At 64.3% G+C, this 14,283-nt stretch carries 11 protein-coding genes and 1 tRNA gene; 5 read left to right on the forward strand and 7 right to left on the reverse strand.

Annotation, left to right across the window (positions count from 1 at the left end; all coding sequences use genetic code 11):
- Window positions 1-193 precede the first annotated feature (193 nt).
- Complete coding sequence (locus CIMIT_RS12585; protein ID WP_144311822.1) at window positions 194-1,729, forward strand: hypothetical protein; 1,536 nt, start codon at window positions 194-196, stop codon at window positions 1,727-1,729.
- 448 nt (window positions 1,730-2,177) lie between these two features.
- Here the strand turns inward: CIMIT_RS12585 and ggt are convergent, their stop codons facing one another.
- The 6 genes from ggt to CIMIT_RS06015 form a co-directional block, all read right to left on the reverse strand.
- Window positions 2,178-4,157, reverse strand: a complete 1,980-nt coding sequence (gene ggt, locus CIMIT_RS05990) for a gamma-glutamyltransferase (protein ID WP_038590510.1) — start codon at window positions 4,155-4,157, stop codon at window positions 2,178-2,180.
- A 39-nt stretch (window positions 4,158-4,196) separates the two neighbouring features.
- On the reverse strand, window positions 4,197-4,406 hold the full coding sequence (locus CIMIT_RS05995) for a hypothetical protein (RefSeq protein ID WP_038590512.1): 210 nt from the start codon (window positions 4,404-4,406) through the stop codon (window positions 4,197-4,199).
- Window positions 4,407-4,519: 113 nt separating this feature from the next.
- A complete protein-coding gene (locus CIMIT_RS06000; protein ID WP_038590515.1) occupies window positions 4,520-6,133 on the reverse strand; it encodes a cation:proton antiporter family protein in 1,614 nt (537 codons plus the stop codon).
- Between the two features lie 137 nt (window positions 6,134-6,270).
- Window positions 6,271-6,344 (reverse strand) — tRNA-Pro (locus CIMIT_RS06005).
- An 85-nt stretch (window positions 6,345-6,429) separates the two neighbouring features.
- Window positions 6,430-6,810: a YchJ family protein gene (locus CIMIT_RS06010; RefSeq protein ID WP_038590517.1), complete on the reverse strand. Its 381-nt coding sequence runs from the start codon at window positions 6,808-6,810 to the stop codon at window positions 6,430-6,432.
- Window positions 6,811-6,812: 2 nt separating this feature from the next.
- Window positions 6,813-8,018: a bifunctional alpha/beta hydrolase/OsmC family protein gene (locus CIMIT_RS06015; protein WP_051904842.1), complete on the reverse strand. Its 1,206-nt coding sequence runs from the start codon at window positions 8,016-8,018 to the stop codon at window positions 6,813-6,815.
- Between the two features lie 216 nt (window positions 8,019-8,234).
- Between CIMIT_RS06015 and secA2 the strand changes: the two genes are divergently transcribed.
- From secA2 to CIMIT_RS06035, 4 genes are all read left to right on the forward strand, one after another.
- Window positions 8,235-10,526, forward strand: a complete 2,292-nt coding sequence (gene secA2 / locus CIMIT_RS06020; protein ID WP_038590520.1) for an accessory Sec system translocase SecA2 — start codon at window positions 8,235-8,237, stop codon at window positions 10,524-10,526.
- Window positions 10,527-10,702: 176 nt separating this feature from the next.
- On the forward strand, window positions 10,703-11,134 hold the full coding sequence (gene odhI, locus CIMIT_RS06025; protein ID WP_038590522.1) for an oxoglutarate dehydrogenase inhibitor Odhl: 432 nt from the start codon (window positions 10,703-10,705) through the stop codon (window positions 11,132-11,134).
- A gap of 96 nt (window positions 11,135-11,230) precedes the next feature.
- On the forward strand, window positions 11,231-11,977 hold the full coding sequence (gene ftsR, locus CIMIT_RS06030) for a transcriptional regulator FtsR (RefSeq protein WP_084674279.1): 747 nt from the start codon (window positions 11,231-11,233) through the stop codon (window positions 11,975-11,977).
- 249 nt (window positions 11,978-12,226) lie between these two features.
- A complete protein-coding gene (locus CIMIT_RS06035; protein WP_038590527.1) occupies window positions 12,227-12,808 on the forward strand; it encodes a MerR family transcriptional regulator in 582 nt (193 codons plus the stop codon).
- Window positions 12,809-12,874: 66 nt separating this feature from the next.
- Here the strand turns inward: CIMIT_RS06035 and CIMIT_RS06040 are convergent, their stop codons facing one another.
- A complete protein-coding gene (locus CIMIT_RS06040) occupies window positions 12,875-14,281 on the reverse strand; it encodes a vWA domain-containing protein (RefSeq protein ID WP_038590530.1) in 1,407 nt (468 codons plus the stop codon).
- Window positions 14,282-14,283 lie beyond the last annotated feature (2 nt).

Raw genomic sequence — 14,283 nt, forward strand, 5'->3', positions numbered from 1 at the left:
TGCAGCTGCGAACCTCTCTGCACTGAGCACTCAGATAAGTGGGGGGAGGGCAGGTAGCTACCTTTCCGGGCTTAATGGTTTTTCGACTGTTTCTGGTTTGGATGGTGTGGGGCGGACGCATTCGCGGGTGTCGTCGGCGTCTGCGCCGGAGGCGAATCGGGTGTTGGGGGAGTGGCTGCAAACAGTTGCTGACGTGTTGCGGGTGAGTGCGGAGAACACCTCGCGTGCCGATGGATCGGTTGCAGGCTTGTTGGGCTCGATCGGTGTGGTGGAACGTACTGGTGGTGCTGGCGCGGTAGCCGGTCTGATGGGGCAGACGTTGTCGCAGTACGAAAACGCGAACTCCTTTGCCAATCCGCGCCCTGCTGCGGGTGCACAAGGATCGCTTCCGGTGTTGCATCAGCAGTTGATGGCCACCCAGGTCGCACAGGCAACAGCGGCAGCGGCGTTTTGGGCGAAGAACGCCGCGTTGGTGCAGTCGGTGGTCGCCCAGTTGCCGGCGGTCGCGGGTCTGCTTGCTGATTCTGCGGAGACGGAGTTTGTTGCCCGTGCAATCAACAAGCTTGGTGAGGTGTCTCGTGTGGGCCAGGAGTATGTTGCCCGTTCAGTGCTGATGCAGGGCCATGCTGCCGGTCTGGCGCAGGTTGCGGGTGCGGAGCAGCTGATGGCCCATGGTGCTATGGCGGTGTGGGCTGGCCTGCCAGGTCCGTCGCGGGCGTTGTTTGAGCAGTCGTATTTGGGGGTGTTTCCACCGAGGTTGACTGCGTCGTTGCAGCCGGTGGTGCCGGTGTTTGATCGCCTACTGCCGGATTTGGGTTCGATTCCTGGTGATGGGTTTGCGGTTGGGGATATGCCGTCCCCGCAGGTGCCGGGGTTTGAGGACGCGCCGTTGCCGCGGACGTTGCGTGATGCGTTTACTGCTGCAGGTCTTGGTGCGTTGGGGCAGGCGGTGACGCCTTCCCAGGTGGTTGGTGAGTATGGGTTGCCCACGCCAGAGGTGTTAGAGCAGGTTGCTGCGAAAACGCCTGCTGGTGTGGCGGGTACCCAGGCGGCATCTGTTGGGCTGGGCCCGCTCGCACCGGCTGGTGTCGGTGCGGGTGCTGGGTTGGCACCTACGGCTGGTGCTGGTGGTGTGGGCACGCTTAGCCAGCCGGGTGCCGCTGGTCTGGCGGGCCCTGGTGGTCCGGGTCGACCGGGTGTGGGTGGTGTCTCGCCCACGGTGGCCGCCGGTGCCGGTGCTGGTGGTGCTTCCGCTGGTGGTGCTGGTGGTGTGACGGGCCCAGTCGGCGCCGGTGCTGGGGCTGGGCGTGGATCCGGTGCACAGGGTGCGCGTAGTCGTGTACCGCGTGATGCGCACGCGGGTGCAGCTGCTGGTGCTGTTGGTGGTGCGTTGGGTGCTGGCGCGGGTCTTGCCGGGGCTGCTGCTGGTATGGGCGCTGGTCGTGGTGTTTCAGGATTCGGTGCTGGTGCGCCAGGCGCTGCGGGCCAGGCACCTGGTGCAGTGGCGGCTGGTGGATCTGCTGCCGGTGCGACCGGTGGTCGTGGCGGTGGTGTGATGGCTGCTGGTCCGATGGGTGCTGCTGGTGGTCGTGGTCAGGGGCAGGGCAAGGCACAGGCGAAGGTCAAAGCGGTGACCAGTGCGGTCGAGCGTGATGGGAACCTGGAGGCGTTGCTGGGGCAGTCTCCGTTGGTGTTGCCGACGGTGATTGGTAACAACGTCCGCGGCTAACACGCACTGTCGGAGGGTCAGCTGCGTCGCGGTTCTGCAGTCTGCGGCCGCAGACTGTGCATCCATGCGAGTCCGCGGCCGCAGACTTCACACTCCTTGCGGCTATTTGCTCCGCGGCTGTCTGTCCAACATGTGTTCGGATTCTGTGTCCGAAAACCTCTTGGTCTGCGGGTGGCTGGTTGCCGTAAACGGAGCTAGCTCCATTTGCGGCCGGCCCACAGGGAAAACCCCAGGTCGCCACGACGCGGCAGGGCTAAACAGAGCTAGCTCCTTTTGGGTTATCGCTGGATCCGTCTCCAGTCCGCGGCCGCAGGCTCCAGAAGCCATGCACCCAGTCCGCGGCCGCAGATTGTTATCTCCTAGCCTTTCAGTGCGTTGGAGGGTCTTCTCGCCAACCGCCGAGCAAACCGAGCAAACCGCCGAGCAAGCCGACGCGCCAACCGCCGAGCTACCCGCCAAGAACGATGCCTTCGCGGCGGGGGTCGGCACCTCCATAGATCCCGTCTGGTGTCACACGCAGCGCAGAAAGACCACTCGTGAGTTCATCAAGCTCCACGCTGTGACCCTTTTGCTGCAAGCTGTCCACTGTTTCCGCAAGGGCATCTTCAGAGACGTCTGGGTGCTCGTTACCGATGTTCGTTTCAGGCTGGTTCCTCGCCCCGAAGTTAGGAGCAGAGATTGCCTGCTGCACGTTCATGTCCCAATCCGTGATTCCGAGCAGTGTTTTTATCACGTACTGGATGATTAGGGACCCGCCGGGCGACCCTAGGGCCATGGCCAAAGAACCGTCTTCGTTGAAAAGCAAAGTGGGGGACATTGAGGAACGCGGGCGTTTCGCGCCCTCGACGCGGTTTGCAGCTGGAGTGCCGTCTTCATTGAGCGGTTCCGCATTGAAGTCGGTCAGCTGATTGTTCAGCACAAATCCGTTCGTGAAGTGGAACGATCCGAAGGCCGCTTCGACGCTGGAGGTGATCGCTGCGGCGTTGCCCTCACTATCGATCACGTTGATGTGTGTTGTACCGTTCTCGGCGATATCGACGCCCGCTCCAACCGGTTCCTCGAGCACTCCCGGCTCCACCTTCCCGGCAGAAGCGTCGGGGTCGATGAGTTCTGCTCGCTGGGACGTGTAGGCGTCGGCAAGCAGTGCTTCCGGGCCGCCTGGGATCTCGACGAATGCCGGGTCTCCGACGTAGGCATCGCGGTCGGCGTAGGCGAGCCGCTCCGCCTCGGAGACAAGGTGGATCGCCTCGGGCGCGGGCAAGGCCCCGTCGACGCCCGGGCTGTCGGGTTTGTACTGGGCGAGGTCGATATCGTTAAGCAGGCGGAGCGTCTCGACTACGGCGATGCCTCCTGAAGAAGAGGGCGGCATCCCACAGACCTCGTACTCCTTGTATTCGCCGCACAGCGGTTCAGTGACATTGGGAGTATAGGCGGCAAGGTCCGCAGTCGTCATCTGCGAAGGTGTCATGTTGTCCGTGTCGCGCGTGGCTTCCTCCACGATGGCCTTCGCGAGCTCGCCTGTGTAGAACGCATCTGGACCCTCGTGTGCGACCTTTTGCAGGGTGTCGGCGTAATCCTGGTTTTTCAACATTGTGCCCGCGGAGATCGGGGTGCCCTGCTCGTCAAAGAAGTAGGCGGCCGCGTTGGGGCTTGCCTGCAAATCTTCCGCGTTGTCAGCCACCAGTGCAGCCAGCCGTGGGGACACCTCGAAGCCATTCGCTGCGATGTCGGCAGCGGGCGAAATGAGATCAGCCCAGTCCTGCTTGCCATATTGCTCGTGCAGCACCCCGAGCGCGGCCACGATGCCAGGCACACCGATTGATCGGCCAGACCGTCGTGCATCGGGAACTGGCGGGTCGGTGTTGTCGTCTGATTGCTGGATCAAGTAGGTCTCGGTGGCACTGACGGGTGCTACTTCGCGACCGTCGATGGCAATGCGCTTACCGGTCTTTGCATCGGAGTAGAGAATGTAGCCGCCACCGCCGATGCCGGAAGATTGCGGCTCGACGAGTCCGAGCACGAACTGCGCTGCAATTGCCGCGTCGGCCGCGCTCCCGCCGTCCATGAGCACCTGACATGCGGCCTTCGTCGCCTCGGGATTTGCTGTGCTTGCGGCAAAGCTGGCAGCTTTTACCTCCTGCATGCCAGAGCGGTAGCCTGTTCCGCTCTCTGGTGCAGCAGCGATGTCCTCCGAGGCCCCGGAGCCGCTCTCGCCAGCGGCGCTATCAACGAATCCGGTGACACCTTCCGCAGGTTCGCAGTTGGAGATATCAATGGTTTGCACTGCCGTCTTTTCGGGAGCAGTGCTTTCCGACGCTCCGTTGACATCCGCATCGCTCGAGGATGCAACATCATCGGGCTGTCCGCCACACGCAGTAAGTGACGCAGTGCATAGTAGGGTGAGGAATGTGAGATGGGTCTTCTTCATGGTGAAAATTTAGCATCTGAAGACCCACCATGGGAGCGTTTACGCAGCGCTGCCCTTCTTCTTTTCCCGCTCGTCGTAGTACCAACCGACAACGGCACCGAGGATGATGCCGAGCGCGACGCCGAGGGCGATGCCCAGCTGCGAAACGGTGAGGCCGAGTACGACGCCCAGGGCGACACCGACGCCGACGCCGGTCGCCAAGTGATTACTGCAGGTAGTGTTCTTCTTTCCGTTGTTTGGTGTGGTCATGGGTATCACTACTTCCATGCATATTGGGGGATGGAGTCCCGAGATTACCAAGCTTTTCGCCCGCTAATCGTCTACAACGACAATGCTCAGGGCCTTGTGCGGTGACGTGCAGCCTATTCCGTAGCATCTCCCGCGACATGCAGGCGGCGCTGCTCGTTCTTTGTGAAGGTGCGCTCGGCGAGGGACTCACCGGCACCGTCTAGCAGGTGTACCACCACATCCAGGCCGAGGGCCTCGAGGTCTTCGACGTCTTCGCGGTACATGGCCACCGAGCTGATCGTGCACTCTTCGGGGTTGATGCGGGAGGCGTAGATCTCTTTGACTGTGTCCACGTTTGCGTGTTGGGCGGGCATGGCGAGCATGATCATGTCGATCTGGTGGCTGTCCTTGACGCGCTCCCAGAAGTCCACATCAGTGGCGTCGCCTTCAACCACGTTGTAGCCGCGTTCTTGCAGGTGGCGGACGCGGGCGGGGTCGTGTTCCACGCCCAGGACCCGGGCGCCGTAGACCTCGGCGAGCTCCTTGTAGCAGGCGAGTCCGAGGCGGCCGACGCCGAGGACGAGTGCGTGGGCGTCGCCAAGCTCGATGGGGCGATCCTCTGGGTGAATCTTGTGCGGCGGACGCGTGGGCAGGCGCTTCGCCAGGTGGGTGGCGCGCGAGACGCTTTGTGGGTTGCAGATCGCCGAGACAACGAAGCTGAGCGAAACCGCGAGCACAAGAGAAAGTAGCCAGCGCTGGTTGAGCCAGCCGTCTGCGACGCCGAGGGCGGCGATGATCAGCGCGAACTCGGAGTAGTTCGAAAGCAACAGCGCTGCGAGCACCGAGGTGCGGTTGCGCAGGCCCAGTGTCCAGAGGATCGCCCAGTAGGCCACAGTTTGGAGTGGGAGTAGGAGGAGTAGTAGGCCGGCGTCGAGAAGATTCTGCCAGCTCGGGAGTCCGAGGAAGCCGATGTTCACGAAGAAACCGACGAGAAGCAGCTCTTTGAGGGTAAACAGCGAGTGGCTGAGCTGCTCGGCACCGGGGGACCGGGCGAGTACCACGCCCATGATCAGGGCGCCGAGGCTGCCGGAAAGGCCCACCCACTCGAAAAGGGCGTAGCCCGGAAGCAATGCCATGACGATGCCGAAGAGCGCGCCCAGCTCGCCGTGGCCAAGCTTGTACCAGCGGCGCGTGGTCAGGGCGAGCAGCGGGACGATGAGGACGAGGAGGAGAGCGGCCAGACGAGGCGGTTCGCCGCGGAGGACGCTCATGAAAGCAACGGCGAGGATGTCCTGCATAATCAGCACGCCGACGCAGATATTGCCGTAGAGCGCTTGCTCGTCGCCGCGGTCTTGGAGGATCTTGATTACCACGATGGTGCTCGAAAAGCTCAAGACCAGAGCGATGTTGACGGCGACCGAGAAGGACGTGGGGCCGAAAGCGCCGAGCGCGCCAAGTGCGGAGATAAATCCCGCGCCAACAAGCGTCATGACCAAGACGTGGGCGCTGGCGGTCAGCCACACGGCTTTATCCGTCAGCGCACGCAGATCCAGGCGCAGGCCAATGGCGAAGAGCATGAGGGTGACGCCGATGTCGGCGAAGAGATCGAGGGCCTCGACGTGAGCCACGCCGTTGGCGTTGAGGATAAACCCCGCGGCCAGAAACCCGATCAGTGGTGGGAGACGGACTGCCCATGCGATAAGCCCGCAGCCAAACACCACAGCAAGGTAGGTCAACAGCAATTCCATGCAGAGTAGTCTGCCTTACATAGGCAGGCTTACCAATGGTTGAAACGCAATCTACCCCAAGTGGGTGAGGTCTCGCTAGGGGGACTACGCAAAAAGCGAGGGTACCGGCCGTTTTATCGGTACCCTCGCGGATTTTGTCGGACTGACAGGATTTGAACCTGCGACCCCCACACCCCCAGTGTGGTGCGCTACCAAACTGCGCCACAGCCCGTCCGCTACCGCGTCTGCGGTAACTCGGCCAGATTACAACACTGTGAGGAGAAAAGGAAACCGGCAGGTCAGTCAGTCTAAGCGTCCTATCTCACGTCGCCGTTGAGGTAGACCCACGCGCCGCCTTCGCGGATGAAGCGGGAGACCTCATGCTGCACGCCGGTGGGGGAGTAGGCGGCAAACTCCACCACGCCTTCCGTGTCAAAGGGGCCGCCACCCTGCGTGCGCCGGATCTCGAGTCGGGTAAAGGGCAAGCCGGTCGCAGGCAGCTCTGACACCTTTGGTCGGGTCCGCGCCGCCCAAGTGGTGTGCAGGTACTCGGGCAGGCCGTGGACAAAAGCGGTGTAGCGCGAGCGCATCAACGCCTCGGCGGTAAGCGGCTTCGCGCCGCGATGGTAGGCACCGCAGCAGGCGGCGTACGGCTTGCCAGATCCGCACGCACAGGCAGAAAGAGAGCGGGCGGCCATAGTTAGCGCTGCTTGTCGCGCTCGCGGCGCTGCTCGACGGTAGCGGTGTCCACCGTGGTGGTGATGTCGTTAGAAGCGACGTAGCCGTCCACGGTGGAGGCGGCGCCGGCGGCGCGCAGGGTCTCCACCTGTTCGTCCGTCAGGTCTCCGTAGAGGGTGATGTGGCGGGTGAAGGTGGTGTCTGCGTCGTGGGTGACTTCCACGCGGACGTCGTCAAGCGGCATGCCCTTCGCAGCGATCCTGATCGCCTGCGAGCACGACACGGCGAGCGCTGACATGAACAGCCCTGTCGAGGTCACGCCCTGGCCCTTGCCGCCGGCGTTCTTCGCGCGGTCGGTGGTGATCTCGCGCCCCGAGGTGCGCACGACATCTCCGTACTTCGTGCCGCGCGCCGAGTAGGAAATGGCATTGGAATCGCCGGTGGACTCCGGGGTGAACTCGGGCACGATGTACTGCTGGGCCCAGGAGCCGATGATGTCGGCGGCGCGCTGCGCGGTGCCCTGGCGGGTGAGCAGGTGGTCGGCCTTGTCCAGCGCCATCAGCGACTTGGGGTAGCGGGTGAGCTGGAAGATGGTCTGGGCGTTATCGATGCCTACGGTGACGTCGATAGGCGAGTGCACCACCAGCAGCGGCTTGCGCACCTTGCCCAGGTATTCCTCCGGGTTGGTCTCCGCGAGATCCTCCAAGAAATGGCGCGAAATGACCAGCTCGCGCCCGCCGAGCGTGACGTGGACGGAGCCGTTCGCGTCCGCCTCGCCGATCTTGTCCGCGTAGTGCAGCACGGAGTGTGCGGGGTCGAAGGGTGCGCCGACGGTGGCCACCATCTTCAGCATCTTCTTTAGCTCCGGGCGGGTCGCTGCCTTGAGCACCGCGGCACCACCGAGCGAGTGGCCCATGATCAGCTGCGGGGCCGTAAAGTGCTCCTCCATCCACTGCGCGACCGCGACGATATCGTCAACATTCTGGCTAAACGAGGTCTCGGCGAACTCGCCCTCGGACTGGCCCAGGCCTGGGAAGTCGAAGCGCAAGGTGGCGATCCCGTGCTCGGTCAGCCGTTTCGAGATTCGCGATGCGCCAGGAGTGTGGCGCGAACCGGCGAAGCAGTGCGCGAAGATTGCGTAGGCTTTTGCCGGCCCGTCGGGGCGATCCATAGTGGCGGCAAGCTGGAGCCCCGTCGAAGAGGGGACCTTGAGATTCAGAGACTTCATGGCGTGGGCTTTCTCTTGTTTGTTCGCGATTTCTCAAGTGCTGCGCGCCAAACGTGCGCGCGGGCTGCCATACAATCTAAGGCACAAAGAATCTCCCAACAACAGTCCCGCCCGGTGGGTGAGTGCGCGCAGCGCTTAGACTTGGGGGCATTGACCTTTGCCGTCGGCGCGACCCACGCGCCTGCGGTGCCGCGATGAGGAAGGACGGCCCTGCGCATGGGCGCATTCGACTGGTTCTGGAAGGCGATGGGCTCGACATCCGAGCGCAACAACAAAAAGTCCAAGGGCATCGTCGCCGCTGCCTACGAGTTGCTGCCGGAGCTCGAGCAGCTTGACGACGCCGCGTTGGTGGACACCATCCGCACCACCGTCGCTGACGGCGAGATCAAGGACAAGTCGCGCTTCTTGGCCGTACTCACGGTCGCCTCGCAGCGCCGGCTTGGCATGCGGCCTTTCGACGTGCAGAACCAGGCAGTGCTGCGCCTGCTTGAGGGCGATGTGATCCAGATGGCCACTGGTGAGGGCAAGACGCTTGTCGGCGCGATGGCCGCCACCGGCTTTGCGCTCACGGGTAAGCGCGTCCACGTCATTACGGTGAATAATTATCTGGCCGGGCGCGACGCTGAGTGGATGCGTCCGCTCGTGGAGTTCTTCGGGCTGAGCGTCGCTGCGGTCACCGAGGCCAGCAGCCGCGCAGAAAGGGTGGCGGCGTACCGCGCCGACATCATCTACGCGCCGGTCACCGAGATCGGCTTTGACCACCTGCGCGACAACCAGATCACCTCGCGCGAGCAAACTGTCCAGCTGCCCGCCGACGTTGCCTTGGTAGATGAGGCGGACAGTGTGCTTGTCGACGAGGCGCTCGTCCCCTTAGTCCTCGCCGGCTCCGAAGGTAGCGAGCAGGCCACCGGGCAGATCACCGAGGCCGTTTCCCACCTCGTCGAGGACAAGGACTACACCATCGACGCTGAGGGGCGAAACGTTTTCCTCACCGACGAGGGCGCGAACCGCGTGGAGAAACTCCTGGGTATCGACTCGCTCTACGGGGACGGGCACATCGGCACCACCTTGGTACGCGTGAACCTCGCGCTACACGCCAAGGCCCTGCTGATCCGCGACGTGCACTACATCGTCGACGACGGCAAGGTCGCGCTCGTCGACGCCTCCCGCGGGCGCGTGGCCGAGTTACAGCGCTGGCCCGACGGGCTGCAGGCCGCTGTTGAGGCGAAGGAGGGGCTGAAAGTTTCCGAAGGTGGCCGCATCCTCGACTCGATCACCTTGCAAGCGCTCATGCGCCGCTACCCGTCGGTGTGCGGCATGACCGGCACCGCCGTCGAGGCCACCGACCAGCTGCGCTCCTTCTACGACCTGCACGTTGCGGTGATCGACCGGGCCAACGAGCTCAAGCGTTTTGACGAGGCCGACCGCATCTACGCCACGATGGAGGAGAAGAACCACGCGATCGTCGAAGAGGTCGCGCTGCTGCACTCCAACCGCCAGCCAGTGCTGGTGGGCACGCACGACGTCGCGGAATCCGAGGCGCTCGCCGACGCACTCGAGGCGCGCGGCATCGCGGTCAACGTGCTCAACGCGAAGAACGACGCCGAGGAGGCCCGCATCATCGCGGAGGCGGGCGACTTGGGGCGCGTGACCGTGTCCACTCAGATGGCGGGCCGCGGCACCGATATCCGCCTCGGTGGCGCGGACGAGGCCGACCACGACGAGGTCGCCGCCCTCGGCGGGCTCGCAGTCATCGGTACCGCCCGGCACCGCTCCGCTCGCCTGGACAACCAGCTGCGCGGCCGCGCTGGCCGCCAAGGGGATCCGGGCTTAAGCCTGTTCTTCGTCTCGCTGGAAGATGACATCGTCACCACCGGCGGTGCCGACGAACAGGTCACGGCACACCCGGGCGCGGACGGCCGGATCGAGTCGAACCGCATCCAGCAGTTCGTCGAACACTGCCAGCGCGTCACCGAGGGCCAGCTGTTGGAGATCCACTCCCAGACCTGGAAGTACAACAAGCTGCTCGCAGACCACCGCGAAATCCTGGACACCCGCCGCGCGGCGCTGCTCGACACCGACGCCGCCTGGCGCGAGCTGGCCGAACGCAGCCCACAGCGCGCCGCCGAGCTTTCCGGCCTCGACCAGGCCGTGCGCGAGCAGGCTGCCCGCGAGATCATGCTCTTCCACCTCGACGCCGAGTGGTCCGAATACCTCGCGCTTATGGACGACGTGCGCGAATCCATCCACCTGCGCGCCATCGCCCGCGAGACCCCGATTACCGAGTACCACCGCATCGCCGTCCGCGAGTTCAAGGAGCTGGCCAATCGCGCCGTCGACCAGGCAGTCGACACCTTTGAGCAGGTGCTTATCGACGCCAACGGCGCCCACCTCGCCGACGCCGGCTGGAAACGACCAAGCGCCACCTGGACCTACATGGTCTCCGACAACCCGCTTGCGGGCTCGGGCAACAGTGTCCTCTCCGGCATCGGGAATATCTTTCGATAGAGGGCTGGGGCGCTACAGAAGCGTTACCTGCGAACTTGGTGGGTGAGTGGTGGCAAAGGCCCACAGAACCGACGCGAGTCGGTAGTATGACAAACAGCTAACTGAAAACCTCGACATCGACGCGGTGGCTTTTCCCGCCGGGAAGCGTCGGTATCACACAAAGTCAGGAGTAAGTGATGAGCGAAAACACCGGTAACCCGCAGCACCAGGTGGAAACGACTTCGGTGTTCCGTGCGGACCTGCTGAAGGAGATGGAAAACGGCGCCTCCGCATCCAAGGACGGCATCACCGGTGCAGAGAACCTCCCCGAGGGCGCGGCACTGCTGGTGGTCAAGCGCGGCCCGAACGCTGGCGCACGCTTCCTGCTGGACCAGGATTCCACCACGGCCGGTCGCCACCCGGAGGCCGACATCTTCCTGGACGACGTGACCGTGTCCCGCCGCCACGCCGAGTTCCGCCGCACGGAGGACTCCTTCGAGGTTGTCGACGTGGGCTCGCTGAACGGCACCTACGTCAACCGCGAGCCGCGCAACTCCCAGACGCTGTCCACCGGCGACGAGATCCAGATCGGTAAATTCCGTCTGGTCTTCATCGCCGACGAGAAGTAAGGTTCTCCTATACGCCCGCGTCCCGGGCATCATCCTTTACCTGTCCCTCGCTGATTGCGGGGGACACGAGACGTAGCAACGAAAGATCCACCACCAGTGAGCGCACTCCGTAGCACCTCGCCGCTGAAAGCGGCTGGCCAGTCCCCGAAGAGGAAAGCCAAGACCATGTCCATCGGCGTGGTCCTTGAACGCCTCCGCGAGGAATTCCCGGACGTGAGCCTGTCCAAGATCCGCTTCCTCGAGTCCGAGGGGCTGATCACCCCGCAGCGCACCGCCTCCGGCTACCGCCGCTTCACCGACGAGGACGTGGAGCGTCTGCGCTACATCCTGGTCACCCAGCGCGACAACTACCTGCCGCTGAAGGTCATCCGCGAGCAGCTCGAGGCGATGGACTCCGGTCAGGTCACCGCGATCATGAACGGGGCCGATGCGGAGCCGATGGTCTCTGCGGACAACTTCCGCGCGCCCGCGGACACCAAGCTCAGCGACGAGGATGTCGCCGAGCAGGCCAACACGGACCAGGCGACGGTGGCGCAGCTGATCAAGGCTGGGCTGATCAGCCCTGACCGGGCGGGCTACTTCACCGCCGACGACGTCAGCGTGGTGACCACCGCGCTCGCCCTCGGTGACTTCGGCGTGGACATCCGCCACCTGAAGACGCTGCGCACCACCGCCGACCGCCAGGTCGACCTCATCGCGCAGGTCGCCGAGCCCATCGCGAAATCCGGCAAGGACACCGCGCACCAGCTGGCGGAGGAAACCGGCCAGCAGATGTCGGCGCTGATCGTCTCCGTGCACGCCTCACTGGTGAAGAACGAGTTGCGCCGCAGGTTGGGCAACTAGGCCAGCACGCTTCTCGACGCGCCGCCAACCCTCATACGCGGGGTGGGCGGCGCTTTCCCACGTTTGGGGGTGCTTTTGCGTGTCTGAAGTTTCTAGAGTGACGCAAGTGAAAGTCGGGGTAGAAGAACCCTCAACGTGAAGTTGAAGGTTAATGTTCGGCGTGTTGCGCGTGCAAAGGTTGACCAGATGCCTATGCTTGACATTTAATAAAGACATCGGCATTCAGCCAAACACCATGGGAGTAATTACGTGACTACGAACACCCCGGACCTCGGCGCACAGCCTACGCTCGACGCCGCCGTACAGGAATCGCTCTTCGACCTCGGCCCCAGCGACGAAGTGGGCTACCGTGTCCCGATCGCCTGCCAGGTCGCCGGCATCACCTACCGCCAGCTGGACTACTGGGCGCGCACCGAACTCGTGCGGCCGTCCATCCGCGGCGCGAAGGGCTCTGGCTCCCAGCGTCTGTACTCCTTCAAGGACATCCTGGTCCTGAAGATTGTCAAGCGCCTGCTGGATACCGGCATCTCCCTGCAGAACATCCGCCTGGCGGTGGACAAGCTGCGCGACCGCGGCGTGAACGACATCGCGGAAATCACCCTCGTCTCCGATGGCACCACCGTCTACGAGTGCCGCAGCAACGAAGAGATCATCGACCTCCTCGGCGGCGGCCAGGGCGTATTCGGCATCGCCGTCCCGCAGATCATGAAGGAGCTCACCGGCACCATCTCGGCCTTCCCGTCGGAGCGCGTGCTTCACGACGACGCGCCAACCGCCGAAGTCACCGGCATCGACGAACTCGCCGCCCGCCGTCGCCGCAAGACCTCCTAGGCCTTACGCCGCACTCCCATAGAAGAAGGAACGCCCCCAGCAGAGGGGGCGTTCCTTTTTGCGTGCCTACTTGGTGCCGACCCCGGTAGCCAGTGCCGCGGGCAGGTCCTCGGGCGTGGACGCCTGCGCCTGCGTTGCGGCAACGCGCTCTACGCCCGCGTCCGGCGCGCCGTCGCCGACGTGCACAACCGCAATCTCGACGCCCTGATCCAAGTACTGCTGGATTGACTCGGCAAAGGCGGTGCCGTCCGCGTCCTCGCCTGCGTCGGCGGTGCCAGTGGTCACCAGCACGATTCGGACAGGCTCTGCGCCACCGGCGGAAGCAGCGGCGGCAGCGTTAAGCGCCTCTCGAGTCTGCGGCACCCCGCCAGTGAGGAAGCGGTGCACCGCCACGTCAACTTCCTCCGCGGAGGGGGTTAGGGCGACGTTGACTCGGTAGCCGCGGGTCACACCCTCGTTGAGCGGGGAGGAGTAGTTCCACAGGCCGACCATCTTCTCCTGCGCGGCGACGTTGCCCGCCGCCTCGCCGATGGCGTCCTTCGCGGGCTGGATAAACGGTGCCATCGCATCCGAAGTGTCGAGCAGGAACAGCGTGTGCGCAACCTCGCCGGCCGCCTGTGCCGTCTCCTTTTCAGTCTTCTTCTCCGGAGCCTGCTCGGCCGGGGCGGTATCAAAGGCGGCGGCCCACACCGAGTCATCGACGCCCGCTGGCTCACCGACGTCTTCCTTCGCCTGCGACCGGGCGAAATCCTGCCCGGCGCGCGACTGGTTCTCGTCGGTGTGCTCGCCCGCATTGAGCGGGATCGCCGCGTACTGCACCGCCGCGTCGACGGGTGTGAACACAAGCCCCTCCGGGGTGGCGTCTTCAGCCGTGGCGACGAAGGTGTCCGGCGTTTGCTCATAGTCGGCGAACGGGTCCAGACGCTGCTCCTTAAGCGCTGAGGCGGCGCGGCCCGCGTCTTCGCCCGCAAGCTTCGAGGCGACAACCGCGGAGGCCGACGGCTGCTCACCGGTAGGGAAGCGCACCGCGGAAAGGTCGACTTCGCCGAGCTCGGCGGCCTTCTCGCCGGCGATGCCCACCGGCTGCTCGGCAACGACCTCCGGATCAGACACGGCGGCGGTGCGGCCCGCGTCCTCGATAGTCTTGTGTGTCAGCGGTGTGTCCGGGGCGACGTAGACGGCGGCGTCCGCCACGTTGTCCACCAGCACGGGCTGCACGCAGTAGTCGCGGACGACCGGCTTGGTCTCCGCGTAGGCGTCGACAACTGCTTGGCCCACGCCTGTATCCGAGGCCGCAACGGGCAGTTCCAGGTTGCCGGAGACGCATTCGCCGCCGGCCACCTCCTCAGAGCTCTCGCCGCGGCCGAAGATCAGCCACAGCACGAGCGCAACAATGAGCAGCAATGCCACGAGTACCGCGATGGCACCTCCCGACAGTGCGTAATTGTTCTTCCCATTGGAGTGTCGTGCCATGT

It is taken from the genome of Corynebacterium imitans (assembly GCF_000739455.1).
GTDB lineage: Bacteria > Actinomycetota > Actinomycetes > Mycobacteriales > Mycobacteriaceae > Corynebacterium > Corynebacterium imitans.

Bases quoted from the DNA above. Each gene is read 5' to 3' on its own strand.
- ggt (WP_038590510.1), bottom strand. From the start codon at position 4,157: ATGAAGAAGACCCATCTCACATTCCTCACCCTACTATGCACTGCGTCA.
- CIMIT_RS05995 (WP_038590512.1), bottom strand. From the start codon at position 4,406: ATGACCACACCAAACAACGGAAAGAAGAACACTACCTGCAGTAATCAC.
- CIMIT_RS06000 (WP_038590515.1), bottom strand. From the start codon at position 6,133: ATGGAATTGCTGTTGACCTACCTTGCTGTGGTGTTTGGCTGCGGGCTT.
- CIMIT_RS06010 (WP_038590517.1), bottom strand. From the start codon at position 6,810: ATGGCCGCCCGCTCTCTTTCTGCCTGTGCGTGCGGATCTGGCAAGCCG.
- CIMIT_RS06015 (WP_051904842.1), bottom strand. From the start codon at position 8,018: ATGAAGTCTCTGAATCTCAAGGTCCCCTCTTCGACGGGGCTCCAGCTT.
- secA2 (WP_038590520.1), top strand. From the start codon at position 8,235: ATGGGCGCATTCGACTGGTTCTGGAAGGCGATGGGCTCGACATCCGAG.
- odhI (WP_038590522.1), top strand. From the start codon at position 10,703: ATGAGCGAAAACACCGGTAACCCGCAGCACCAGGTGGAAACGACTTCG.
- CIMIT_RS06040 (WP_038590530.1), bottom strand. From the start codon at position 14,281: ATGGCACGACACTCCAATGGGAAGAACAATTACGCACTGTCGGGAGGT.